This window comes from Dialister hominis, assembly GCF_007164725.1.
Classification (GTDB): domain Bacteria; phylum Bacillota; class Negativicutes; order Veillonellales; family Dialisteraceae; genus Dialister; species Dialister hominis.
The window spans coordinates 2,180,200-2,201,868 of sequence record NZ_AP019697.1 but is presented as its reverse complement, the minus strand read 5'-3'; the positions used below and the strand labels follow the sequence as shown (position 1 = coordinate 2,201,868).

Annotated in this window: 19 protein-coding genes and 2 tRNA genes; 8 read left to right on the top strand and 13 right to left on the bottom strand. The window is 48.0% G+C overall.

Going from position 1 to position 21,669, the window contains the following annotated elements; translation table 11 throughout:
- Window positions 1-22: 22 nt before the first annotated feature.
- From Dia5BBH33_RS10065 to Dia5BBH33_RS10040, 6 genes are all read right to left on the bottom strand, one after another.
- The gene (locus Dia5BBH33_RS10065) at window positions 23-1,183 is read right to left on the bottom strand and encodes a hypothetical protein (RefSeq protein ID WP_022383033.1); all 1,161 of its coding nucleotides are present in this window, start codon (window positions 1,181-1,183) and stop codon (window positions 23-25) included.
- Window positions 1,184-1,427: 244 nt separating this feature from the next.
- Window positions 1,428-2,051 carry an HAD family hydrolase gene (locus Dia5BBH33_RS10060; protein ID WP_108850349.1) on the bottom strand — a complete coding sequence of 208 codons (624 nt, stop codon included), beginning with the start codon at window positions 2,049-2,051 and terminating at the stop codon, window positions 1,428-1,430.
- Window positions 2,052-2,199: 148 nt separating this feature from the next.
- Window positions 2,200-3,255 carry an IS30 family transposase gene (locus Dia5BBH33_RS10055; RefSeq protein WP_143332137.1) on the bottom strand — a complete coding sequence of 352 codons (1,056 nt, stop codon included), beginning with the start codon at window positions 3,253-3,255 and terminating at the stop codon, window positions 2,200-2,202.
- A gap of 404 nt (window positions 3,256-3,659) precedes the next feature.
- Window positions 3,660-4,853 (bottom strand): type II secretion system F family protein, encoded by a 1,194-nt coding sequence (locus Dia5BBH33_RS10050; RefSeq protein WP_144269267.1) that lies wholly within the window; start codon window positions 4,851-4,853, stop codon window positions 3,660-3,662.
- Between the two features lie 30 nt (window positions 4,854-4,883).
- The gene (locus tag Dia5BBH33_RS10045) at window positions 4,884-5,882 is read right to left on the bottom strand and encodes a type IV pilus twitching motility protein PilT (protein WP_022383030.1); all 999 of its coding nucleotides are present in this window, start codon (window positions 5,880-5,882) and stop codon (window positions 4,884-4,886) included.
- A 5-nt stretch (window positions 5,883-5,887) separates the two neighbouring features.
- Window positions 5,888-7,066 carry a GspE/PulE family protein gene (locus Dia5BBH33_RS10040; protein WP_144269266.1) on the bottom strand — a complete coding sequence of 393 codons (1,179 nt, stop codon included), beginning with the start codon at window positions 7,064-7,066 and terminating at the stop codon, window positions 5,888-5,890.
- 472 nt (window positions 7,067-7,538) lie between these two features.
- On the opposite strand from Dia5BBH33_RS10040, the gene Dia5BBH33_RS10035 reads away from it, so the two are divergent.
- The 3 genes from Dia5BBH33_RS10035 (at window position 7,539) to Dia5BBH33_RS10025 (ending at window position 9,393) form a co-directional block, all read left to right on the top strand.
- Window positions 7,539-7,614: transfer RNA gene (locus Dia5BBH33_RS10035), tRNA-Trp, on the top strand.
- A gap of 4 nt (window positions 7,615-7,618) precedes the next feature.
- Window positions 7,619-7,695, top strand: a tRNA-Arg gene (locus Dia5BBH33_RS10030).
- Window positions 7,696-7,914: 219 nt separating this feature from the next.
- Entirely contained in the window at window positions 7,915-9,393 is a 1,479-nt protein-coding gene (locus tag Dia5BBH33_RS10025; protein WP_108850354.1) for an FAD-dependent oxidoreductase, read from the top strand.
- Window positions 9,394-9,592: 199 nt separating this feature from the next.
- Here the strand turns inward: Dia5BBH33_RS10025 and Dia5BBH33_RS10020 are convergent, their stop codons facing one another.
- The 5 genes from Dia5BBH33_RS10020 to Dia5BBH33_RS10000 all read right to left on the bottom strand — a co-directional run bounded on the left by Dia5BBH33_RS10020 (window position 9,593) and on the right by Dia5BBH33_RS10000 (window position 14,542).
- Window positions 9,593-9,820: a hypothetical protein gene (locus Dia5BBH33_RS10020; RefSeq protein ID WP_108850355.1), complete on the bottom strand. Its 228-nt coding sequence runs from the start codon at window positions 9,818-9,820 to the stop codon at window positions 9,593-9,595.
- Window positions 9,821-10,043: 223 nt separating this feature from the next.
- Window positions 10,044-10,517, bottom strand: a complete 474-nt coding sequence (locus Dia5BBH33_RS10015; protein ID WP_144269265.1) for a hypothetical protein — start codon at window positions 10,515-10,517, stop codon at window positions 10,044-10,046.
- Between the two features lie 684 nt (window positions 10,518-11,201).
- A complete protein-coding gene (locus Dia5BBH33_RS10010; RefSeq protein ID WP_143332102.1) occupies window positions 11,202-12,779 on the bottom strand; it encodes an IS1182 family transposase in 1,578 nt (525 codons plus the stop codon).
- A gap of 148 nt (window positions 12,780-12,927) precedes the next feature.
- Window positions 12,928-14,289: a ribonuclease H1 domain-containing protein gene (locus Dia5BBH33_RS10005; RefSeq protein ID WP_162501803.1), complete on the bottom strand. Its 1,362-nt coding sequence runs from the start codon at window positions 14,287-14,289 to the stop codon at window positions 12,928-12,930.
- A gap of 22 nt (window positions 14,290-14,311) precedes the next feature.
- Window positions 14,312-14,542: a hypothetical protein gene (locus tag Dia5BBH33_RS10000; protein WP_144269263.1), complete on the bottom strand. Its 231-nt coding sequence runs from the start codon at window positions 14,540-14,542 to the stop codon at window positions 14,312-14,314.
- 415 nt (window positions 14,543-14,957) lie between these two features.
- Here Dia5BBH33_RS10000 and dnaA point away from each other — a divergent pair, with 415 nt between their 5' ends.
- The 4 genes from dnaA to recF all read left to right on the top strand — a co-directional run bounded on the left by dnaA (window position 14,958) and on the right by recF (window position 19,254).
- Window positions 14,958-16,598 carry a chromosomal replication initiator protein DnaA gene (gene dnaA / locus Dia5BBH33_RS09995; RefSeq protein WP_144269262.1) on the top strand — a complete coding sequence of 547 codons (1,641 nt, stop codon included), beginning with the start codon at window positions 14,958-14,960 and terminating at the stop codon, window positions 16,596-16,598.
- A 258-nt stretch (window positions 16,599-16,856) separates the two neighbouring features.
- Window positions 16,857-17,969 (top strand): DNA polymerase III subunit beta, encoded by a 1,113-nt coding sequence (gene dnaN / locus Dia5BBH33_RS09990; RefSeq protein ID WP_144269261.1) that lies wholly within the window; start codon window positions 16,857-16,859, stop codon window positions 17,967-17,969.
- The gene (locus tag Dia5BBH33_RS09985; protein WP_108850363.1) at window positions 17,969-18,181 is read left to right on the top strand and encodes an RNA-binding S4 domain-containing protein; all 213 of its coding nucleotides are present in this window, start codon (window positions 17,969-17,971) and stop codon (window positions 18,179-18,181) included. Before dnaN ends, Dia5BBH33_RS09985 begins: the two co-directional genes overlap by 1 nt.
- Window positions 18,182-18,183: 2 nt before the next feature.
- On the top strand, window positions 18,184-19,254 hold the full coding sequence (recF, locus tag Dia5BBH33_RS09980) for a DNA replication/repair protein RecF (protein ID WP_108850364.1): 1,071 nt from the start codon (window positions 18,184-18,186) through the stop codon (window positions 19,252-19,254).
- A gap of 235 nt (window positions 19,255-19,489) precedes the next feature.
- On the opposite strand, the gene Dia5BBH33_RS11115 is transcribed toward recF, so the two are convergent.
- The gene (locus Dia5BBH33_RS11115; protein WP_157952068.1) at window positions 19,490-19,660 is read right to left on the bottom strand and encodes a hypothetical protein; all 171 of its coding nucleotides are present in this window, start codon (window positions 19,658-19,660) and stop codon (window positions 19,490-19,492) included.
- A 151-nt stretch (window positions 19,661-19,811) separates the two neighbouring features.
- Between Dia5BBH33_RS11115 and Dia5BBH33_RS09975 the strand changes: the two genes are divergently transcribed.
- Window positions 19,812-21,389, top strand: coding sequence for an IS1182 family transposase (locus Dia5BBH33_RS09975; RefSeq protein WP_143332102.1), 1,578 nt, complete (start codon window positions 19,812-19,814; stop codon window positions 21,387-21,389).
- Window positions 21,390-21,451: 62 nt separating this feature from the next.
- Here the strand turns inward: Dia5BBH33_RS09975 and Dia5BBH33_RS09970 are convergent, their stop codons facing one another.
- Window positions 21,452-21,634, bottom strand: coding sequence for a hypothetical protein (locus Dia5BBH33_RS09970; protein WP_162501802.1), 183 nt, complete (start codon window positions 21,632-21,634; stop codon window positions 21,452-21,454).
- Between the last annotated feature and the right edge of the window lie 35 nt (window positions 21,635-21,669).

Genomic DNA, 21,669 nt, shown 5'->3' with positions numbered 1-21,669 from the left:
ATGGTGTCTTTTTCAAGTACGACTAAAACAGATCTTTCAGCTTGGAGAAGATGCCCTTTTTCTTTTCGGGTTTTCTTCTTAAAACAGGCTCTTCTTTCTTCTCTGGCACGGGCTCGCGGCTTGGCGGCGGGGCGGACTGGCCCGGCTTGAAGGGCGGGGGCGCGGTGAAGGTGGGCATCCTTAAGACCGGCGGGGCCATGAAGTTTGGTTTCACGACGGGCGGGTGGTAGGATCTGGGCCTGGCTTCGCTTCTTCCGTACGGTACGTAGTGGTACGACTTGGCGGAGGGATCCGGGGTATTTCTCTGAACGATGTACCTGGCTCCATTGAAGTCGATGCCGCGGAGGCGTTCGAGGAGCATGGAGGCCATGACCTGCGGCGAGAAATACGAGAATGGCAGTCTCGGCGCCATGCGGGCGATGGAGGAAAGGAAGGATGTCTTCACTTCGTCCATGGAGTAGTGGAGATCTTTCCGGATTTCATCCATCAGGAGGATCATGCCCTTCTGCGTGGGGAAAAGGTTCTCGTACGGGACGAGGTTGTTTTTGTTTCCCATGCCGGACATGTCCATGAAGAAGACAAGGTACAGGTACGGCAGGGCTTCTTCGTTGTCTTTGATACGCAGGTAGAAATTCGCGACAGTGTAGTACATGTTGCGGAGCTTCGACCATTCGCCGGCCATGATGTAGAGGGAAATTTTCTGCTGGAAGGCGCGGTAAAGGATGTCCCGGGCGGTATATGGTTCACCGCGCTGGGCGAGGGTATTCTGCGATTCGCCGATTTCCCCTTCGGTCAGGCCGTAATTCTCACGGACGTTCAGGACGTAGGCCATGTGATGCCCGATTTCCGCCTTGCCTTCCTTGGTGAGGACGTAAATCTTCGGCACGCCGTGGGCATAGTCGGACTCGGGAATCTGGGAAATGACGCGCCCGGTGAGCTCGGCATGCGAGCCTTCGCCGGAGAGACCGTAACGCTTCAGGAAATCCGAGAGTGCTTTGTCCGGCAGCATGCTGACCGTCTCCTGCGGCCGGCTGTAGCGGATCCAGCCATTCTCATACAAAAGCCCGATCCGGTCATTGGCGTCCTGGCCGTAAATCTTCAGCTTGTACGGCGGTATCTTATGATGCACCGGCTTGCCGTCGAAGTAGTCGAGTATCAAAATGTCCCTGATCGATAAAGCCATCGCAGCGCCTCCTTTCCCATATATTCCGCCTTCCGCGGTCTTTCGTAAACTTTTCCATTCTTAAGTATAATACAGAAGTGATTTTTTGGGAATTGGGAGAAATATATTATTCTATATATATTTCTATTATATAAAGGAAATAGGGAATAAGAGAGGAAATCAGGACTCAGCACATCGCAGTAATGCAGCCGTTCTTGCCAATGCGGAACTCGCGATGCTCGTCATTCCTGAGTCCTGATTTTCCTTATATTTCCTTCTCCAGAAATTCCTGTGCTTCGGAGAGGTTCTTGAAAATCCCGTAGGCGATGGGGATGAGGTCATCAGTGACGGGCATGAGGTCAGGAACCATGATCGTTCTCATGCCCGCTTTGACGCCGGCGCGAACGCCGTTGGGGCTGTCCTCGAAGACGTAGCAGTCCCTGGGATCGACACCAAGGCGGCTGGCCGCCAGAAGAAATACATCCGGCTCGGGCTTGCCATGCTCGACTTCATCGCCCCCTGCAATGGCATCGAAGGCATCACGAAGCCCCGTCTGGTGCAGATTTCCTTCGATCCTTGTAATGCGGCTGCTGCTTCCCATGGCAATTTTATACCCATGCTCGCGGAAGAAATGAAGGATTTCCCTGCAGCCCGGCTTCTCCGGCACATACCGGGCAAAAATCTTATCCACACGGCGGCGGCATTCGTTCTGGATCACTTGTCCGTCAGATACATGGTAGTACTTTTCAATGACGCCATTCATCACGGCACCATTCGTCCCGCAGATTTCATATTTGAAAGAATCCGGAAGCACCAGGCCCATCTCGCCCGCGATCTCATTCCAGATCCTCTGGAAAATAAACTCCGTATCAAAAAGAGTCCCGTCCATATCAAAAATAACAGCTTTTATACTAACGCACCTCCTGCGCTCGATTTTTTAAAAAGACTTTGCTTAACATTCCTTAATTATATAGAAAATGGGGAAAGAATAGAAACTAAAATTGCAAGTTCAAATTGAACACCTTTAACCAAATAATTTAAGCTGCATAGACGGTATCTAAATAAGCTTCAAATAAATCATCAGGCGTATCATACCCAAGGGACTTTCTAGGTAATGAATTCATATCCTCTGCAAACCAGAGAATCTGCTCAGCAGAGTAGTTTTCGATAGACTTTCCTTTAGGTACGTACTTTCTGAAAATGCGATTGTGACGCTCATTTTGAGCTCTCTCATAAGAGCTATATGGATGAGCAAAATATACCATTATACCATATCGTTCTAACTGAGATAATTCCGCAAACTCAGTTCCGTTGTCTGCTGTAATTGTTTTAAATACAGTAGCAAATTGTGATCCATAATATATTTTGAGACTACGTAAAGCAGCTTTTACAGATGCTACATCTTTACGTCGAATCTTAATAGCAATGAATTTATGCGTTACTTTCTCTACTAAAGTTAGTACCACAGCCTCTTTACCTTTACGCTTACCAACGATAGTATCTATTTCCCAATGACCAATCTCAAGATGTAGCTTAACGATATCTGGTCGTTCATCAATACTTCGGCCAAAGATGCGTACGTTCTTTGCTTGTTTAGGCTTTGACTTTTTACGACTAAGCAGTTCTGGTACATCGAATAGGGATAATGGTAGGCGTGATTGATTAAGGGCGTTATACAGCGTTTTAGCACATACAAGTTCCTCTTCAGTAAACAGATTATGCTTCTTAGCATAGCCAGCACATACGTCTAATGACCAGTTAGCTTTTTTAACTTGCGCTGCAACCCAAATAGCAAATGGACTTTCAGACGTAATGCGCTGTTTACGACCAGAACGTTTTCTGTTTTCATAGTAAACGGCTTGACCTCGACTAGGTACATACTCTGTTGGTCTGCCTCGATGTGTCGTCTTAGTTGCAGTGCCACGTTTTAATTCGTAGCCCACAGTACTAGGTGAGCAATTAAGTGCTTTTGCAATCTGGCGATAAGAGTAACCTTGCTTATGGAGCGCTTTGATTTCGCATCGATCTTCAAATCTTAAGTGTTGTCCTCTTTCGCGAGGTAGGGTATTAATGGTATTATTTAGGTAGTCCATAGTGATTGCCTCCGGTTAATTTTGTGTCGTAACTTAATTTTACCATTGATGCAATCCTATGGATCTTTTTATTTAGTTTTAGTGTTCAATTTCATTCTACAATTTACGGAAAGAATAGAAATAGAGGAATGAAATAATAAGGGAAATTTGATTACAAGTTCGCTTCGATTTGAAAAATCAACGCTCAGGAATGGCGAGCGGAGCGAGACTATAGCTGTCCCCGTCAGGGGAAAGTGGCGCGCATGCGCCGAAAGGGGCTGATTACCAACGGACGAAGTCCGGTTGTGAAGGTTTTGATTTTCCCACGCAAAAAAGCTCTCTTCATAGGGAGCTTTTTTGCGATTTTTATGTTTTTTTCCCTTGCGTTCTGTTTTTTCTTGTTTTATGGTTTTATCTTTTTCCCTTCACACTCTCGCCGCCATGTGGAAGACGGGGAGGATGACGGAGAATACGACGATGGCGGTCATGCCGCCTACTAATAGGAGCATGGCGGGTTCTAAGATGGCGCGGAAGCGGCTGGCTTTTCTTTCTGCCTCTCTTTCCATGAGGCCGGCGGCTTTCATGAGGAAGTCCGGGAGTTCGCCGCTTTCCATGCCGATCCTTGTAAGCTGGTAGAAGATGGGCAGGGAGAAGCCGCTTTTCTTGAGGCTTTCGGCGAAGTCGTTTCCTTTGGTGACTTCTTCCTTGACGGCTTCGAGGGCTCTTTCTGCTTCGCGGTTTCCTATGGTATCCTTGCAGTCTTCAAGGGCGTCGCCCAGGGTCCTTCCGCTTTCAAGGAAAGCAGAGAGTGTAGCTGCGAAGCGGATGAGGAGGAGGCGTTTGCAGAAGCGGGAGCGGTAGAGGATTTCGTCTATTTTCTCTCTTCCTTTTTCTGTCTTCAAGGAAATACCAAGACCGAGGGCCGAGAGAAGCGGCAGAAGGAAGAGGAAGCGTCCTGTTTCCTGAAGAAATTTCCCGGCGGCCAGAGCAATCCTCGCGCCGGCAGGAAGGGTGATCTGCAGGGAGGCGAAGAGTGTCTCGAAGGTGGGGAGGATGAATGTCAGGATGGTGAGAAGGACGGTCAGTGCGAAGAGGAGGACAAAGCAGGGATAGGCAAGGGCGCTTACCGCTTTTCTTTTGAATTCTGCTTTCTTCCGGTAGTGCTCGGCGATGCGGTCGAGTTCTTCGGGGAGCGTGCCTGTCATTTCTCCGACCTGAATCAAGGCGGTGAAGAAGCGGGGAAAGGCGCCTGATTCATCGAGCGTTTCCCAGAGGGTCCTTCCTTCCATGACAGTCTCGCGGGCGCGTGAGAGGATAGGTTTCTCGTGTTTTTTCGCCTGTTCTTCAAGGAGGGCCAGGGTAGCCGTGATGGTGAGGCCTGCTTTGAGGAGGGCGCTCCATTCGCTGGCAAGGACGGAGAGTGTCTCGTCTCCGGAGAATGGTTTCCTTTTCAGGAAGCTGCGTCTTTCTTTCTTTTCCGATGCCTCTTTTGTCAGGGAGATAATAGAAAAGCCGCGAAGGCGGAGTGCATTCGCGGCATCCCCGCCAGAGCTGGCACTGATGGTGCCTTCTTCCATAGCTCCTTCGGTATTGAAGACTTTGTAGAGGTATGTTTCCATATGTATCTTGTGTCGGCTTTACGCCGGGAATCATTCGAGGGTTTTCAGGAGTTTTTCTCTGTCTTTTTCGGAGATATTCTTCAGGCCGTACGCTGCCTGCTTCAGGGTGCGCATGTTCTGGAGGCCCATTTCCATGTACGACGGGATCTGCTCGTCCTTGCCTTCCCGGATGAGGTGGGAAACGGCGGGGACGTTCGTCAGGATTTCGCGCATGAGGAAGGTTTCCTTGCCCGGCCGGCAGAGGCGCTGCGTGAGGACGTGCTGCAGGCAGGAGGAAAGGATGCTCCGGATTTCGTTTTCCCTCGTGGAAGGAAATGCGTGGATGATGCGCGTGCATGCGTCTTTGGCACGTGTGGTGTGGAGGGTGGCAAAGACGAGGTGGCCTGTCTCGGCCGCGGTCAGGGCAGCTTCGATGGTGGCGGCGTCGCGCATTTCTCCCACAGCGATGATGTCGGGGTCCTCCCTTAGGGACTCGATGACGCCTTCGGCAAAGCTCGGCGTGTCTTCTCCGATTTCCCTCTGGTGGACGAGGGCTTTGTCAGAGGAAATGACGTATTCGACGGGGTCTTCGAGGGTGACGATATGGCAGGGGCGCTTGGCCACGGCTGTCAGGAGAATGTGCGCGAGCGTCGTGCTCTTGCCGCTTCCCGAGGGGCCTGTGATGAGGACAAGGCCGTGCTCAAGGGCAGAGAGTTTGTCCAAGAAAGCCTTGTCGGGGTCGGCAGGGAGTGCGGAGAGCTCGGGCAAGACGCGGATCGCGGCGGCCGGTTTCCCTCCGCTCTTGTAAATATGGAGGCGGAAGCGGGTATTTCCCAGGGAAAAGGCAGTATCGAGCGCGCCTTCTTTTTTGTATGCAGTCATTCTGTCTTCATTGACGTAGGACGTGAAAAGCGCCGTGAAGAAATCTTCTCCAGCCGTCTCGCGAAGCTTTTTCAGCGCGCCGCCTGCGCGGATCATCAGCGGTTCATCCTGCGTGGCGTGCACATCCGTCAGATTCGGATACGTCTGCATGAGTTTTTCTATATCCAATTTGCTCAGTCCTCTCCCGCGATGACCTGGGAGGCTGATCTTGCTGAAATCCAGCCTTTCCGGAGCTCGCGAAGCGCCGCCGCGCCCATATCGGGCTGGCCCTGCGCTCTCATTCTTTCCTGCAGTTTGTCGGCCGAGAAGCCCCCGCGGATGATCTGCCGCTCTTCCCGTCCGATTTCAATCATTTCAAAGGCGCCGATTCGCCCTGCGATGCCGCTCCCATGGCATTCCTCGCAGCCTTCTGCATCCATGACCGTCTCTCCCAGAAATTCCTGCGGGAGGGAAAGGTCGGCGAAATTTTCCTCCGTCAGCGTGACTTTCCTTTTGCAATGCGGGCAGAGGCGCCCGGGGATGCGCTGGGAAATAATCAGGGAGAGCGAATCCGCCAGAAGGTAGGGAGCGATACCCATGTCCATCAAACGGAGCGGCGCGGACGCTGCATTCACCGTGTGAAGCGTCGACAGGACGAGGTGTCCCGTCAGCGCGGCATGTACGGCGATTTCCGCCGTCTCCCTGTCGCGGATTTCCCCGACCATCAGAATATCCGGATCCTGGCGGACGATCGAGCGGAGGCCTTTTTCGAAGGTGAGCCCTACTTTTTTATTCACCTGCATCTGCGTCACGCCCTCGATCCGGTACTCCACGGGATCCTCGATCGAGATGATATTCACCGAAGGGTCATTCAGGAGCCGGAGCGCCGCATAGAGCGTCGACGTCTTTCCCGAACCGGTCGGCCCGGTCGTGAGAATCATCCCTGATTTCCTTCTAAGGCACTTCATGAAAAGCTTTTCCTGGACATCCATCATCCCGAGATGGTTATTCTCTATGAAATCTACCTTCCCGGAGAGAATGCGGATGACGATCGTCTCGCCGTAGAGGGAGGGCAGCGTGGAAATGCGGAAATCATAGGAAACGCCGTCCACGGTTTCCGAATACGACCCGTCCTGCGGCAGCCGGCTCTCGGCGATGTCCATGCTCCCGACGACCTTGGCGCGCACGGATATCGGCTTCTTCATCGCAAGCATCATCGTGAAGCGGTCGTACAGAATCCCATCCCGCCTGAAACGCACGCGGATGAAAGACTCCTGCGGCTCGATATGCACATCACTTACGCGCTCGCGGACCGCCGTGGTAAGGATCCGCCGCAGAGCCGCCTCCGCCGTCGGCGCACGCACTTCTTCCATAAGAACCTCCGAATAAGAATTACCAGAAAACCGAAAGGAAGGAAAATATATAACCAAGGCACAGCTCTGGGAAATCAAGCCTATTCTTAGAAACTGCACCTTTTGAAAACCATACAATCAGGGCACAGCCTTGGAGAAATCAACCCTATCCGCCCCTTTTTAGAAACTGCACCCCTTTCGCCCTTCGGGCACTTCCCTCCGTTGGGGGCAGCTTGCGATGAGAAATGAAAAATCAATGGTTTTGTTTTGAACTTATATAGGCACCTTCCCCGTCTGGGAAGGCGAGTCAAAGAAATTTCCTATATTATAACAAATATTAAGGAAAAAATCGCCGAGGGGCGGTCATGTGCGGATTTCCTCCCTTCTCCTGCGCCTTGGAGCAATTTTGTAAAAATAATTTTACACCCCCTTGCATTTTTGCTTTCCGTTTGTTATTATATTTAAGTCATATGGTTGAGAAAACCTGAGACACAGGGGCATAGCGCAATTGATAGAGCAACGGTCTCCAAAACCGTAGGTTGGGGGTTTGAGTCCCTCTGCCCCTGCCAATTTGGCCCAATAGCTCAGCTGGATAGAGCACTTGACTACGAATCAAGGTGTCGGGAGTTCGAATCTCTCTTGGGTCACCAGCAATGAAGACAGCGGATTCCGCTGTCTTTTTTCGTGCGCAAAAAAGGATTTTTCTTTTTCCTGCATTCCATAAAAAACATGTATGCTGAAAAGCAAGAAATAGGACAATTTCTATCTTATGTCCATGGATTGACCTTTCTATAAAGACTATAATAGATATAGAAAGATAATGCCATATAGTACTATTCCATTTTTTATAGAAAGGGGAGGTCAGACTTATGAAAGAGATTCCATCATTTTTCAAAAAGCCGGATCCGATTACGGATATTGCGGATACGAAGGAGTATGACATCGTCGTCATCGGCGCAGGTTCTCCGGGCGTTCCGTGTGCTTTGAAGGCAGCGGAGCTGGGCGCGAAGGTCGCCATTCTCCAGAAGGAAAAGGAAGCGGCTGCGTGCGGAAACTTCGGCGCAGGCATCCTGACGGACAAGAGCGATCCTGTCGACGTGGAAAAGTGCGTTTCCATGCTCGAAGCTGCTTCCGGCCACAGGGCCAAGAGGGAGCTTCTCGATATGTGGGCCAAGAAATCCGGCGAGGCCGTTCTCTGGACGATTGAAAAGGGCAAGGAAGCAGGCGCCCAGGTCGTCGATATGGGAACGAATGCCCATGCAGGACTCCTGAAGAGAACCGGCTGGCATATCGAATTCACGACCTGCGTCTTCGGGCCGAAACCATACGACACCGGCGCTGCCATGAAGGCCATGTGCAAACTGGCTGAGAAGAAGGGCGTCGACATTTTCTACGAAACCCCGGCTGTCATGCTCGATCAGGGCGCAGACGGCAGAGTGACAGGCGTCATCGGCGAGCATGAAGGAAAACACATCCTCTTCAAAGCCAGGAAAGGCGTCGTCGTTGCCACAGGCGACTATGCGAATGATAAGTCCATGATGGACTACTACCTCCCGGATATGACGAACTTCGCCCTGAAGAGAACAGGCAGAAGCGGCGACGGCCACAAGATGATCGTCTGGGCAGGCGGCCGCATGGAAAACGTCGGCCACACCAAGATGGCCCACGACATGGATTCCGGCCCGACCTCCCTTATGAGCGCCCCGTACCTGCGCGTGAAACTGAACGGCAAACGCTTCTGCGATGAAACCGTCGGCATGGAACTCATGAACTGCTACCTCACCTTCGCCGAAGACAGCGGCCACTACTGCCAGATCTTCGACTCCCGCTACGTAGACCAAGCCAAGAAAATCGGCATGACCGTCGACGATCCCGAATCCCTCAAGAACTGGATGCCGGAAGAAGACTCCGAACACAAAGGCGTCATGAAAGACCTCATCGACACCTACAAAGCAGACACCCTCGAAGAACTCGCCAAAAAGCTCCGCATCAAAGACATCCCTGCTTTCCTTGAAACTGTCAAACACTACAACGAAATGGCCAAAGCAGGAAAAGATACAGAAATGGGCGTCCCGGCAGAAAAACTCTGCCCCGTCGAAGTCGGACCGTTCTACGGCGTACACCGCCACATCCGCTTCACCGTAGGCTGCTCCGGCGTCGTCATCAACGAAAAGATGCAGTGCCTGGATAAAGACGACAACCCGATCCCGGGCCTCTACGCCGCAGGCAACCTCGCCGGCAACTTCTACGGCAGCATCGACTACCCGCTCGACATCTTCGGCCTCAACCTCGGCCATAACTACACCGAAGGCTACGTCATCGCCAAAGAAATCATGGGGAAAGAATAAGTAAGGAAATAAGGAAAAAGATATAAGGTATAAAAAAGAAACCGCTTCGGGTTGAGCGGTTTCTTTTTTGTTGGATTTTTTATTTTCCTTGAAGAGTGGTTGTTGCAATTTTTGCAACAACTGGTTTTTCTAATTTACTACATTAAATTTTTTGCTGAAAAGGGTTACTTATATTGAGTAAAGCGTGGTTTTAAGATTTTCACATCTCTTCCATTTGAACTGTTGCAAAATTTGCAACAGTTGCTTCCTTCGATAGCTCACCCTCATCAAAAATATTTTTCAAATGCCTGCTGATCGTCGATTTGCTGACACCAAACAACTCCGCCATAGCCTTCTGCGATAGCCAGACAGACTCATCCTTGACGATAGCATTGACAGAGACATCCTCATCCGACGAACGATAAACAAGAAAAGAAAAATTGCTCATAAGCCCTCCAGGGAAAGCGCTGATTTTACACGTAACGATTAACCATTTGCTTACATCTTACCATATTCAGGGGAAAGAGCTGGGAATGGATGATTTTCCAAATAAAAAAATCAGGACCCCATCCGAAAATGAGAGTCCTGCAAAACGTTGCCGTTTTTCCTTGTACAGATATTTTACAAGATTAGAAAAATATATGCAATGGGATAAAATCAGTCAATTAGGATTAGAATATTTCATTGCCCTCAAAACTCATATGAATTGGTTTCATATTGTCATTGCAATCAAATTGAACCTTGAAATTTGAACGAATCATTGCTCCAAAACTATTTTGAGAGTCTACCGTTCCAATAATGGTTCCAATACCATTTAATTTAAAGTATCTGAATGTTTTATAATCAAATTCAGCTGTTGTTGGAGCCTTTAATACCTTTTTGACCATTTCTTTAGCTTGTCTTTCCATTTGATTTTCTTCACTAACACTTAATACATAATCGCTAGGTTGATGTACGGCTTGTCCATCTTTATACATAATGATTTCTTTTAATTTAATAGTTTCGACTTTATTATCTTTGTCTAAAAATAAATGTGTATAACCTTTCTCCGGTGTATAACCACCTTTCGCAGTAACATTTAAAGAATACATGCCTTTTTCATCTTTAGTTGCATCTGTTACTGATTCAACACCAATAGAATTCAATGCTGCTTCAATATTTTTTGCATCGTCAACAGAAATCCCAAACTTTTTACAGAAAACATTTTAGAAGCATATTCTTTATCTGCTCTACTCATTTCAGATATTCCACTTTGTTGCGATAACATCGCATCAGTAGCTTTAACCATTAGAAACAGAGACACAAAACACATCACCAGGTAAAATAAACAAATTTGTTTTCTTTTCAACTCTGGTCTTTTTCCAATGTTCCCCATTTAGGTTTTATGATAGATATTAAAAGCATTATCACACAGAAGAGAAAGAGTAAGAAAGCTAGAATAATCATTATTTTCAACCCCTTAAAAGATAAACAAAATATCATTTCTATACATTTTTAAATATAAGATAACTTTTTTTAAAATTGCAAATCGAAATTAAACACTTTCTAAATCCGCCAGTTTATACACTTCTTCAATAAATACCTCTTAAAATTTGCCAATATGAATTTTAAGAGGCATTTTATATAATACAATGATATTAATTATATAAGTGTTTTTTCTTTCCACTTCCCCTCACCATCAAAAAAGGGGCTGTGACAAAATGGTTAATCATTTTGTTGCAGCCTCTTTTTTGCGTCTTTATTTCATCATTTTTAGCTCTGCTGTAAGCCTTTTACGTAAAAATGCGCGTAAGCCCCCTTACCCCCATAAGACTTTTAATTATATTGTCTTAGGCGGCAATCCTTATACGCATTATTTTTGTGATGTATTTCCTTAAATTATAGCCAAGTGCTACCAGGTATAACTCGGCTTTTACAGAATCTATCCCTTTTCTGACGATTCTTTTGTACCATCTGTCATGTTTCATGATTCCAAAAGTTCCTTCAGCCTGGATTGACCGGTTCATTCTTAGCAGGGCTCCATGGATGCTTTCCAGATTATCCTGAACCTCCTGGTACATGTTATTCCGTTCTCTGCTCAATGAGATTCTTTTGTTCTTCGGGGTCTTTTTACATTGCTCTGCCAGCGGGCATCCTTGGCAGTCTTCGCATTCAAATACTTCCTCCTGCCTGCCGTATAAGTTCCCTCTGACCAGATGTCTATAGATAAATTTGAAAGCCCTGTCATTTGGACAACGGATGGTTCCATTCTCATCAACTCTAAAGTTTATTGGCCGAAACGGATTGGTATGGTATTTCTTGTCTTTCGTTTCTTTCTTGTACATGGGGAATTTCATATACTTTTCCATACCGTGCTGCTCGCAATAGATGTAATTGTTGAAAGATCCATATCCTGCATCTGCCACAGGATACTTAGGATAAGCCCCATAGACTTCGTGGAATTCCTCCATCAGCGGTACGAAGCAATCCATATCTGAACGATACTGGTTAACATCAATTACGGCAATAAATTCATCGGCAACACCTATTTGGACATTGTATGCAGGCAGAAGCTGATCATTTCCCATGTAGTCCGACTTGATTCGCATGAATGTTGCATCCGTATCGGTCTTCGAATAACTGTTTCTGGAAGTACCGCATATCTGTATCTTCTCAACATATTCTTCAAGTTTTGATGTATATGCCTTAAGCTGCTCATACTTGCGTTGATGATCGGACTTGCGATGCCCGCTTCCATGAACAAAGGCCGTCTCATCAATCTGCCAGATTTCTTTTAATTTATCCAATACCAGACGCAGATAGTCCGGAGCGTATTCTGTATTGATGTTTACACTCATATGGTCATACTTAAGATCATCATTGAGTAACTCAAAAAGGCTGGTAATCTTGGCAAAAAGCTTGTAGCGGGATTTTTCAGCGGATTTCTTCCATACCCAGCTGTATTTATTTGCGTTCGCTTCAAACTTGGAACCGTCAATATATATATGCTGCAAATCCACGTTGAGTTTGCCGCAGAGTTCTTTCGTAATTGAATAAAAGATATCCTTGAGAGAATACTTAAGAAAGCCCTTCACGAAATGACAGAATGTCCGATAGGATGGGGCTTCATAATTCATCAGGTACATATATCTGATATTAACCCTGCAATTATCTTCAAGTTTTCTAAAAGAGCAATATCCTTCTTCTGCGAAACCATAGATGATCGTTTTCAGCATGTTGACGGGATTATACCTGGGTCTGCCAGCGCCACGCGTCGGTATGTAACGAAGGTACTTTTTAAGATCGATTTCCTCCATAAATCTGTCATACATTAAAACAGGATCATCGACATTGAGAATCTCAGAGGGAAACATTGGCAAAATGCCTTGTTCTGCGGTAAAATGATTGCTAGTGTTGTTATTTTTCATTGTAAAAAATTATAACACGAAAGGCTCTGCCCCGGACCAAATGATCCGGGGCAGAGCCCTTTTTGTTGGGATGAATTTTGTCACATCCCCAAATTTTTTTATTTTCTCCGGATTTTTCCTATACCTTTTTTCGATTATCTATATAGGACTACTGGAAGCGGGAGGCTTCGGCTTTGGCGAGCTGGTCGCAGAGTTCGTTGTACTGTGCGCCGGCGTGGCCTTTTGTCCATTCGAAGGAAAGGGCGTGGGAGGTGAGGAAGGCGTCTATTCCTTTCCAGAGGTCCTGGTTCAGGACGGGGGTGCCTTTGGTTGTGATCCAGCCGTTTCTTTTCCAGTTGTTCAGCCATCTCTGGGTGATGGCTCTCTGGAGGTACTTGCTGTCGGTGCAGAAGGTGATTTGTCTTCTCTTGCCGTCCTGGCTGATCCATTTGAGGGCTTCGTAGGCAGCGCGGAGTTCCATTCTGTTGTTGGTGGTGCCTGGTTCGCCGCCGGTCAGGTGGAGGAAGGCTTCTCCTTCTTCTGTGAGGAATACGGCAGCGAAGCCTCCGGGGCCGTCCGGGTTGGAGAGGCAGGAGCCGTCGGTGTAGATGGTGAGGGTATCAGGGACTCTGAAGCCGGCTTTCAAGGCTGGTCCGAGTTTCTTGGCTTTGGCCGGGAATGTCTTTTCTGCTTCTGCGATGTCCTTGGCTCCTTTTGCCGAGGATTTCGCCGCAGCGGGTGCTCCGGCAGAAGCAGCCGTGCCGGCGGGTTTTACAATTTTCGGTGCTTCTTTGACGGGTTTTCCGTACCATGCTTCGGCATCTTCCTTGATGACGAAGCTTTTGTAAACGGCGCCGTTGAAGCCCTGGACTTCTTTCTTGCAGTCGTCCCAGGTGTAGTAGACGCCGGGGTTCCTGCCGCGTTTGACGACGTAGTATTTCTTTTTCTGTCTTGTATTGCCCAAGGCTATTTTCACGCTTCTTTCTTCTGCTTTTTTATCGAGCTTCAGGGTCCCGTCTTCGATCATTTTCCAGAAGCAGTAGATGGTCGCTTTCGTGTCGGCGAGGCTGTCGTGCCAGCCTTCTCCGTCGTAGCCGTAGTGTTTGGCGCACGTGATGAGTTTCTGCCAGCGGATGTTTCCTGTGAAGGGATCGCGTTCGCCGTATTTTTCGGAGAAGGGGGGCATGATGTCGATGTAGATGGTTTTCTTTGGATCGGGCAGGGTAAGGCCGCTCTGGAGGAGCATCTGCACGTCGAAGGGAAGGTTGTATCCGACGATGGTCTCTGCATTGCCGAGCATTTCCTGGATTTCTTCCTTATGGTCGAGGATGAAGGGACATTTGCTGACCATGGCAGGGGAGATGTGGTTCACTTTCTCGGCTTCGGGCCATGACGAGTTTTTCTTCGGACGGAAATATTGATTCATCCGCACAGCGCCTTCGCCGTCAATGACGGAGAGCTGCAGGATCTCGGCATTGGGGCCGACTCCGGTGGTTTCCGTGTCCAGTGCGAGTATTCTGTCTTTATCCATTTTTTCCTCCTTGCTTGCGGAGTTATTCTCTCCACTCCGCTTCCTTCCTGTAAGCGCCGCCGTTAGCGGGTACTTCAAGGTTTTTGTCATGACGGAGGCGGCGGTTCAGGATGGTCCTGATTTTCTTTCCGTTCTTTTTCTTGTCTTCCGGGAGTTCTTCTTCCCATTGTTTCCCGATTTTTTCTTTTTCGTACATCTTGCGGGCGTACTGGCTCAGCCTGTCTTCCCGGGTGACTTTCTGTGGACGTTTCATGACTTCTTTCCTTTCGCTGACTTATCTCCCGCAGCAGTTTGTGACTCGGAGGGGAGGCATTCACTGCCAGTATAACAGCTTTCTTACTGCTTTGTAAATTTATACCTTAATAAGTAGGGAAATCGCTTGCAGCAGCGGGATTTTTCGGACTTTTGCGACTAAATGTTCGCCTTAGGAGGCACAATTTATGGTACTGTCATATTCTTTTTTCTCTATATCTTGTGAATGTACAAGGGAGACGATAGATGATAGAATAAAGTTATTCACAAGGTTAATCACTTTTGCACAGAGTTGTTCAAGTGCATTTTCCTTTGATAATATCGAATTGATCGGACTTTTATTTCTTGATTTATTCACCAGAATTCACATTTTTTTCACAAGGTTAATCACAGCTGTCAACATATGAGGTTTTTATATGGATCTATTTTCACTCTGGGAGGATTTAGTTACTTATATTAAGTCGAATGATTCCGAGTATTCAGAAATGTTTGAACTCCACTTGTACCCTGTCTCACTTTCAGGCTCGGTACTGACAATTTCCACGGACCACACACTGCCGAAGTACCAGGTCGCATGGCTGGCCAATGTGTATTCCAGAAAACTGGAGAGTTACATTCTTAAAACGAAGAATCAGCAGATCACAATACAAGTAGATAACTACCGTCCTCCAAAAATAACGCCGAATGACGGCCCGGGTCCCGTTTCCGCCCATGCTTCTGCCAAGGATATGGAAAGGGAAAAGGCCCGCAATGTTGTCCCGCCTGCTCCTTCTCCGGCACCGTTCCCCGAAGGGGGCATCCCTTCGCCATTTCCGGAAGGGAATGAGCCTGCTCCCGTGATGGAAAGCAAGGCAGCCGATCCGTTCCCGGAAGAAGCAGCGCCTCCGGATTTCACAAATCTGAAGCCGAAGTCGGCCGACGAGGTCGCTCTTCCGAGCATCCAGGATGTCGCTCAGGGCTCCCTTTTCGAAGAACCGAAGAAGCCGGAAGCGAAAAAAGCGAAGGTTTTCCAGTCAAATCCCATCAATGAGGAGTACACGTTCGAGACATTCGTCCACGGCGGGTGCAATGACGTAGCGTATTCGGCGGCCCTGGCCGTCGCACAGGCTGCGGTCAATCCAAAGCTGACGGATACAAATATGAATCCGCTCTTCATTTACGGCCCATCCGGCCTTGGCAAGACGCATCTTCTGCATGCGATCTGCAATTACATCCATGAATACAAGCCGGAGCTTTCCGTTCTTTTCGTGTCCAGTGAAACGTTCACGAATGAGCTGATCGATGCCATCCAGCGCCATGCGACGAATGACTTCCGCCAGAAGTACAGAAATCCGGACTTCCTTCTGATCGACGATGTCCAGTTCTTCGGCTCGAGGGACTCGACGAAGATGGAAATCTTCAACACGTTCAATGAGCTCTTCGACAAGAAGAAGAACATCATCATGACGAGCGACCGTACGCCATCGGATATTGAAAAGCTCGAAGACCGCCTGCAGAGCCGTTTCTCGAGCGGCCTTGTCGCTCCGATTTCCCCGCCTGACTATGAAATCTGCAGCATCATCCTGAAGAACCGCGCTGAAAAGCAGGGTATCAATCTGCCGGATGAAGTCGTCGATTACATTGCAAGCCACATCAATACGAATGTCCGTGAGCTGGAAGGCGCTTTCAACAGCCTGGTCATGATAGCCCGCATCAAAGAGAAGCCGATCACACTGCCTTTTGCCATGGAAGCACTGAAAGACAAGATCCCGCTCGACGGCGGCAATACGCTGACGGTCGATATCATCATCGACAAAGTCTGCGACCGCTACGGCGTGACGAAGGAACAGGTCCTCAGCAATGCGCGTCCGAAAAAATATGTCGTTCCAAGACAGATTTCCATGTACCTGGCCAGAAACCTGATCCCGGGCATTTCTTTCCCGGCACTCCGTGACAAGTTCAAAAGAAAGGATCACACGACAGTCGTCTATGCCTGCGAACGCGTGGAAAAGGAAATCAAACGCGATCAGAGCACGAAGGCCGTCATCGATGAACTTACCAAGCAGCTGAAAAGGTAAGAGCTGCCTCTATATAAAGTATTGTGAAGAAACACGGGCCGCAGAGGGTAAAAAACAGTGCATAAACTGTGGATAAATCCAGACCCCCGGAAATCTGTGAAATGTGTGAAGAAGAAAAAAAGTTATTCACCGGGTTTTCACAAAGGCTCAAAATCGATAAAATCTAGATAGTCACAAAGTTATTCACTTATTCACAGCGTACTACTACGCCTGCTACTACTATCTTATATTATTAGTCATATTTATTAAGGAGCTGCCATGAAGGTCACATTCAACAAAAACGAGCTGACGAGCGCCCTCGACCGAGTCCAGCGCGCAGCACAGACAAAAATCAATTCCAACACCAACAATGGTTTTTTCATTTCTGCTGCCAATGGCATTGTCGAATTCCAGGCAAACGATTACACAATCGGCATAAAAACGACCTGCAGCGCAGACATTTTTGAAGACGGCGTTGCAGTCATTGCTGCGCCCCAGCTGCAGAGTACACTTCGCATGATGCCATCAGGGGATATCGTCATGGAAATGGGTAAAGGAGAAAATACCGTTTCCTTTAAGAGCGGATCCTACTTCTCGAAGTTCCCTGTCAGAAATTCCCAGGATTTCCCGGAAGTCGAGGAAATGGATCATCAGAATCATGCAGTCATCCGCTGCAAGGATTTCGCTGACATGGTCAGCCTCGTCCAGTTTGCAGCAGCCACTGATAAACAGAAGCCTTTCTTTACAGGCGTACTTTTTGAAATCCATGATTCTCTCTTCGCCATGGCCGCTACCAACACGCACCGCCTGGCTACCAAGGAAATCTCCCTGGATGAACCGGCCACAGCCGCTGGCAGAATCATCGTTCCTGCCGGCATCCTTTCCGACGTCATCCGCCTTTTGCCGGACGGGGAAGAGGAAAAGATGGAAATTTCCTGGTCCAAGAACCATGTCGCATTCACCATCGGCAGCACGTACTTTATCAGCAACCTGATCAACGGCGAATATCCGGAATACCAGAGAGTCATCCCGCAGTCCTTTGATGCCCATGCGGAACTGAATCTCCACGACTTTGCCGAAGCCGTCCGCTTTGTCAGCCCGATTTCCCGCGACGTGAACTACAATACGATCAATTTCCATTTCAAGCAGGGCGTGCTCGAAGTCTTCGAAGAAGATCCGGAAATCGGACGCTCCGATACGTCGATCCCCGTCAAGCTTGAAGGCGATGATATCGACATCACATTCAACTGCAGTTATATAGAGGATATATTGAAGCATTCCAAGGGCGAAACAATCACGCTGCATCTCCTGAAGAGCGGCCCGATGCTCGTGGAACAGCAGGACGACAAGACATACCGCTACGTCGTCACCCCGATGAGAGGAAGAAACTAATGGAAGAAATACAGATTTACGGAGACTTCATCCAGCTTGACCAGTTCCTGAAAAAGACGGACCGGATCAGCTCGGGCGGGGAGACCGGCGCCTACCTTGAAGCGCACAAGATCACACTGAACGGAAAGAAGGTCACCGAAAAGAGAAAGAAGCTTCGCGCCGGAGACATGCTCAAGATCGACGGCGACGAATACAAGCTGACCGGAGCCTAGCCATGAAGTGCGTGAAATTCCGTCTGATCCAGATCCGCAATATGGAGGATACGACCATCCTGCCGGATGAAGGACTCACTATCTTCACGGGCGAAAACGGCAGCGGGAAGACGAACCTGATCGAGGCGGTCTATTACGCCTCCATAGGGAAATCCTTCCGCACGGGAAACGACAACGAAATGATCCGGCTGGGGGACGAGGAAGGCACCATCCTCCTCGACTTCACCATCCGCGACGTCTCGCATACCATCAAAGTGAAACTGACGAGGAACCAGGGCAAGAAAATCTTCTTCAACGACAACCCTGTCCGTAAAAAAGACCTCATGGGCCTCTTCCGCACCGTCATCTTCACCCCTGACGAACTCCAGCTCATCAAAGGCGCCCCCGTTTTCAGGAGGCGCTTCCTTGATATGGAGATCTCCCAGGTCTCCCCGCGCTACTATGCCGAACTCCTCCGCTACACCAGAGCCGTCCAGCAAAGAAACGCAGCCTTCAGGAACGCCAGGATGACAGGCATCATCCCGGATACCAACATCTGGGACGAACAGATCGGGAAATGCGCCGCCTACATCGTGAGGAAACGCCTTGAAACCGTGAAAAAGATGAACGGTACCGTCCCCGATATGGAATCCGCCCTTACAGGAAACAGGGAAAACCTCGAAATCCGCTACAAACAAGCCGGATCCGACGAGCCGAGATTCGACGAAGAATGGTTTCTCGAACGCCTCGCTGCCTACCGCGAAGAAGACGCCAAATTCTGCCACACCTCCGTAGGCCCGCACAGAGACGACCTTACCTTCTTCATGAACGGCATGGACATCTCCATCTACGGCTCCCAGGGCCAGCAGCGGACAGCCATCCTCGCCATGAAACTCTCCGAGATGGAATACATCAAAGAAGAAACCAGCGAATACCCCGTCCTCCTTTTGGACGACATCGGAAGCGAGCTGGACAGCAAAAGAAGAAAAGCCCTCATGAACTTCCTCGAAACAAGAAATATCCAGACCATGGTCACAGGCACCGACGTGCCCTTCGACCATAAGGCGAAGATTATCGAAGTGGGGAAGGAATGAGGGAAAGATAGAAGAGTATAAGGGTACGAAAAAAGGACTCATCGAGAGTCCTTTTTTCGTTGTCAGACTACGCTGACGACACCAGAAAACCGCGATAAAACCGCGTGGAACTTCACCCCTTTCACCAGCGTCAGTATCAAGGATAGTCTGGATCCACCCCGACGGGCAGGTTAAAACCTTTCGTACCGACGAGTTCCGATATTATAAATGAAAACTGTAAAACGCTCATTCGATATTATCCATCAGTAACGAAGCGGAGGACTTTGACCTGCCCCAGCGGGGAAGGAGTACCGGCCAATCTTTTAACTGTTGCCAGGAAAGGGGTGCAGTATTCATTGAGTTTTAAAATACAAAAAGGTTCTTCGAGCAGAGCGAGGTTGTACGGGTTTTGCTTTTCTTCCTTCAAATCAAGGCTGCTGAGATAGAAGGATTAAATGAACCCCTTTCGCCTCGCAGGCTCGGCAAAAGGGGATGTGACAAAATTCATCCCAACAAAAAGGGCTCTGCCCCGGATCATTTGGTCCGGGGCAGAGCCTTTCGTGTTATAATTTTTTACAATGAAAAATAACAACACTAGCAATCATTTTACCGCAGAACAAGGCATTTTGCCAATGTTTCCCTCTGAGATTCTCAATGTCGATGATCCTGTTTTAATGTATGACAGATTTATGGAGGAAATCGATCTTAAAAAGTACCTTCGTTACATACCGACGCGTGGCGCTGGCAGACCCAGGTATAATCCCGTCAACATGCTGAAAACGATCATCTATGGTTTCGCAGAAGAAGGATATTGCTCTTTTAGAAAACTTGAAGATAATTGCAGGGTTAATATCAGATATATGTACCTGATGAATTATGAAGCCCCATCCTATCGGACATTCTGTCATTTCGTGAAGGGCTTTCTTAAGTATTCTCTCAAGGATATCTTTTATTCAATTACGAAAGAACTCTGCGGCAAACTCAACGTGGATTTGCAGCATATATATATTGACGGTTCCAAGTTTGAAGCGAACGCAAATAAATACAGCTGGGTATGGAAGAAATCCGCTGAAAAATCCCGCTACAAGCTTTTTGCCAAGATTACCAGCCTTTTTGAGTTACTCAATGATGATCTTAAGTATGACCATATGAGTGTAAACATCAATACAGAATACGCTCCGGACTATCTGCGTCTGGTATTGGATAAATTAAAAGAAATCTGGCAGATTGATGAGACGGCCTTTGTTCATGGAAGCGGGCATCGCAAGTCCGATCATCAACGCAAGTATGAGCAGCTTAAGGCATATACATCAAAACTTGAAGAATATGTTGAGAAGATACAGATATGCGGTACTTCCAGAAACAGTTATTCGAAGACCGATACGGATGCAACATTCATGCGAATCAAGTCGGACTACATGGGAAATGATCAGCTTCTGCCTGCATACAATGTCCAAATAGGTGTTGCCGATGAATTTATTGCCGTAATTGATGTTAACCAGTATCGTTCAGATATGGATTGCTTCGTACCGCTGATGGAGGAATTCCACGAAGTCTATGGGGCTTATCCTAAGTATCCTGTGGCAGATGCAGGATATGGATCTTTCAACAATTACATCTATTGCGAGCAGCACGGTATGGAAAAGTATATGAAATTCCCCATGTACAAGAAAGAAACGAAAGACAAGAAATACCATACCAATCCGTTTCGGCCAATAAACTTTAGAGTTGATGAGAATGGAACCATCCGTTGTCCAAATGACAGGGCTTTCAAATTTATCTATAGACATCTGGTCAGAGGGAACTTATACGGCAGGCAGGAGGAAGTATTTGAATGCGAAGACTGCCAAGGATGCCCGCTGGCAGAGCAATGTAAAAAGACCCCGAAGAACAAAAGAATCTCATTGAGCAGAGAACGGAATAACATGTACCAGGAGGTTCAGGATAATCTGGAAAGCATCCATGGAGCCCTGCTAAGAATGAACCGGTCAATCCAGGCTGAAGGAACTTTTGGAATCATGAAACATGACAGATGGTACAAAAGAATCGTCAGAAAAGGGATAGATTCTGTAAAAGCCGAGTTATACCTGGTAGCACTTGGCTATAATTTAAGGAAATACATCACAAAAATAATGCGTATAAGGATTGCCGCCTAAGACAATATAATTAAAAGTCTTATGGGGGTAAGGGGGCTTACGCGCATTTTTACGTAAAAGGCTTACAGCAGAGCTAAAAATGATGAAATAAAGACGCAAAAAAGAGGCTGCAACAAAATGATTAACCATTTTGTCACAGCCCCTTTTGCCGCTGGTGCTGTTTCCCTTTTTCTTCCTCCCTTTATCCATCCCAAAAATGTTTCACGTGAAACATTTTGCTTCCTCTTTTCTAAAAATTGTTTCACGTGAAACAATTGAAAGGGGCTGTGACAAAATCCGT

What these genes read in the sequence shown, in the direction of transcription:
- Dia5BBH33_RS10065 (WP_022383033.1), bottom strand. Translation starts at nt 1,183, where the DNA reads ATGGCTTTATCGATCAGGGACATTTTGATACTCGACTACTTCGACGGC.
- Dia5BBH33_RS10060 (WP_108850349.1), bottom strand. Translation starts at nt 2,051, where the DNA reads ATGGACGGGACTCTTTTTGATACGGAGTTTATTTTCCAGAGGATCTGG.
- Dia5BBH33_RS10055 (WP_143332137.1), bottom strand. Translation starts at nt 3,255, where the DNA reads ATGGACTACCTAAATAATACCATTAATACCCTACCTCGCGAAAGAGGA.
- Dia5BBH33_RS10050 (WP_144269267.1), bottom strand. Translation starts at nt 4,853, where the DNA reads ATGGAAACATACCTCTACAAAGTCTTCAATACCGAAGGAGCTATGGAA.
- Dia5BBH33_RS10040 (WP_144269266.1), bottom strand. Translation starts at nt 7,066, where the DNA reads ATGGAAGAAGTGCGTGCGCCGACGGCGGAGGCGGCTCTGCGGCGGATC.
- Dia5BBH33_RS10025 (WP_108850354.1), top strand. Translation starts at nt 7,915, where the DNA reads ATGAAAGAGATTCCATCATTTTTCAAAAAGCCGGATCCGATTACGGAT.
- Dia5BBH33_RS10020 (WP_108850355.1), bottom strand. Translation starts at nt 9,820, where the DNA reads ATGAGCAATTTTTCTTTTCTTGTTTATCGTTCGTCGGATGAGGATGTC.
- Dia5BBH33_RS10010 (WP_143332102.1), bottom strand. Translation starts at nt 12,779, where the DNA reads ATGAAAAATAACAACACTAGCAATCATTTTACCGCAGAACAAGGCATT.
- Dia5BBH33_RS10005 (WP_162501803.1), bottom strand. Translation starts at nt 14,289, where the DNA reads ATGGATAAAGACAGAATACTCGCACTGGACACGGAAACCACCGGAGTC.
- Dia5BBH33_RS10000 (WP_144269263.1), bottom strand. Translation starts at nt 14,542, where the DNA reads ATGAAACGTCCACAGAAAGTCACCCGGGAAGACAGGCTGAGCCAGTAC.
- dnaA (WP_144269262.1), top strand. Translation starts at nt 14,958, where the DNA reads ATGGATCTATTTTCACTCTGGGAGGATTTAGTTACTTATATTAAGTCG.
- dnaN (WP_144269261.1), top strand. Translation starts at nt 16,857, where the DNA reads ATGAAGGTCACATTCAACAAAAACGAGCTGACGAGCGCCCTCGACCGA.
- Dia5BBH33_RS09985 (WP_108850363.1), top strand. Translation starts at nt 17,969, where the DNA reads ATGGAAGAAATACAGATTTACGGAGACTTCATCCAGCTTGACCAGTTC.
- recF (WP_108850364.1), top strand. Translation starts at nt 18,184, where the DNA reads ATGAAGTGCGTGAAATTCCGTCTGATCCAGATCCGCAATATGGAGGAT.
- Dia5BBH33_RS09975 (WP_143332102.1), top strand. Translation starts at nt 19,812, where the DNA reads ATGAAAAATAACAACACTAGCAATCATTTTACCGCAGAACAAGGCATT.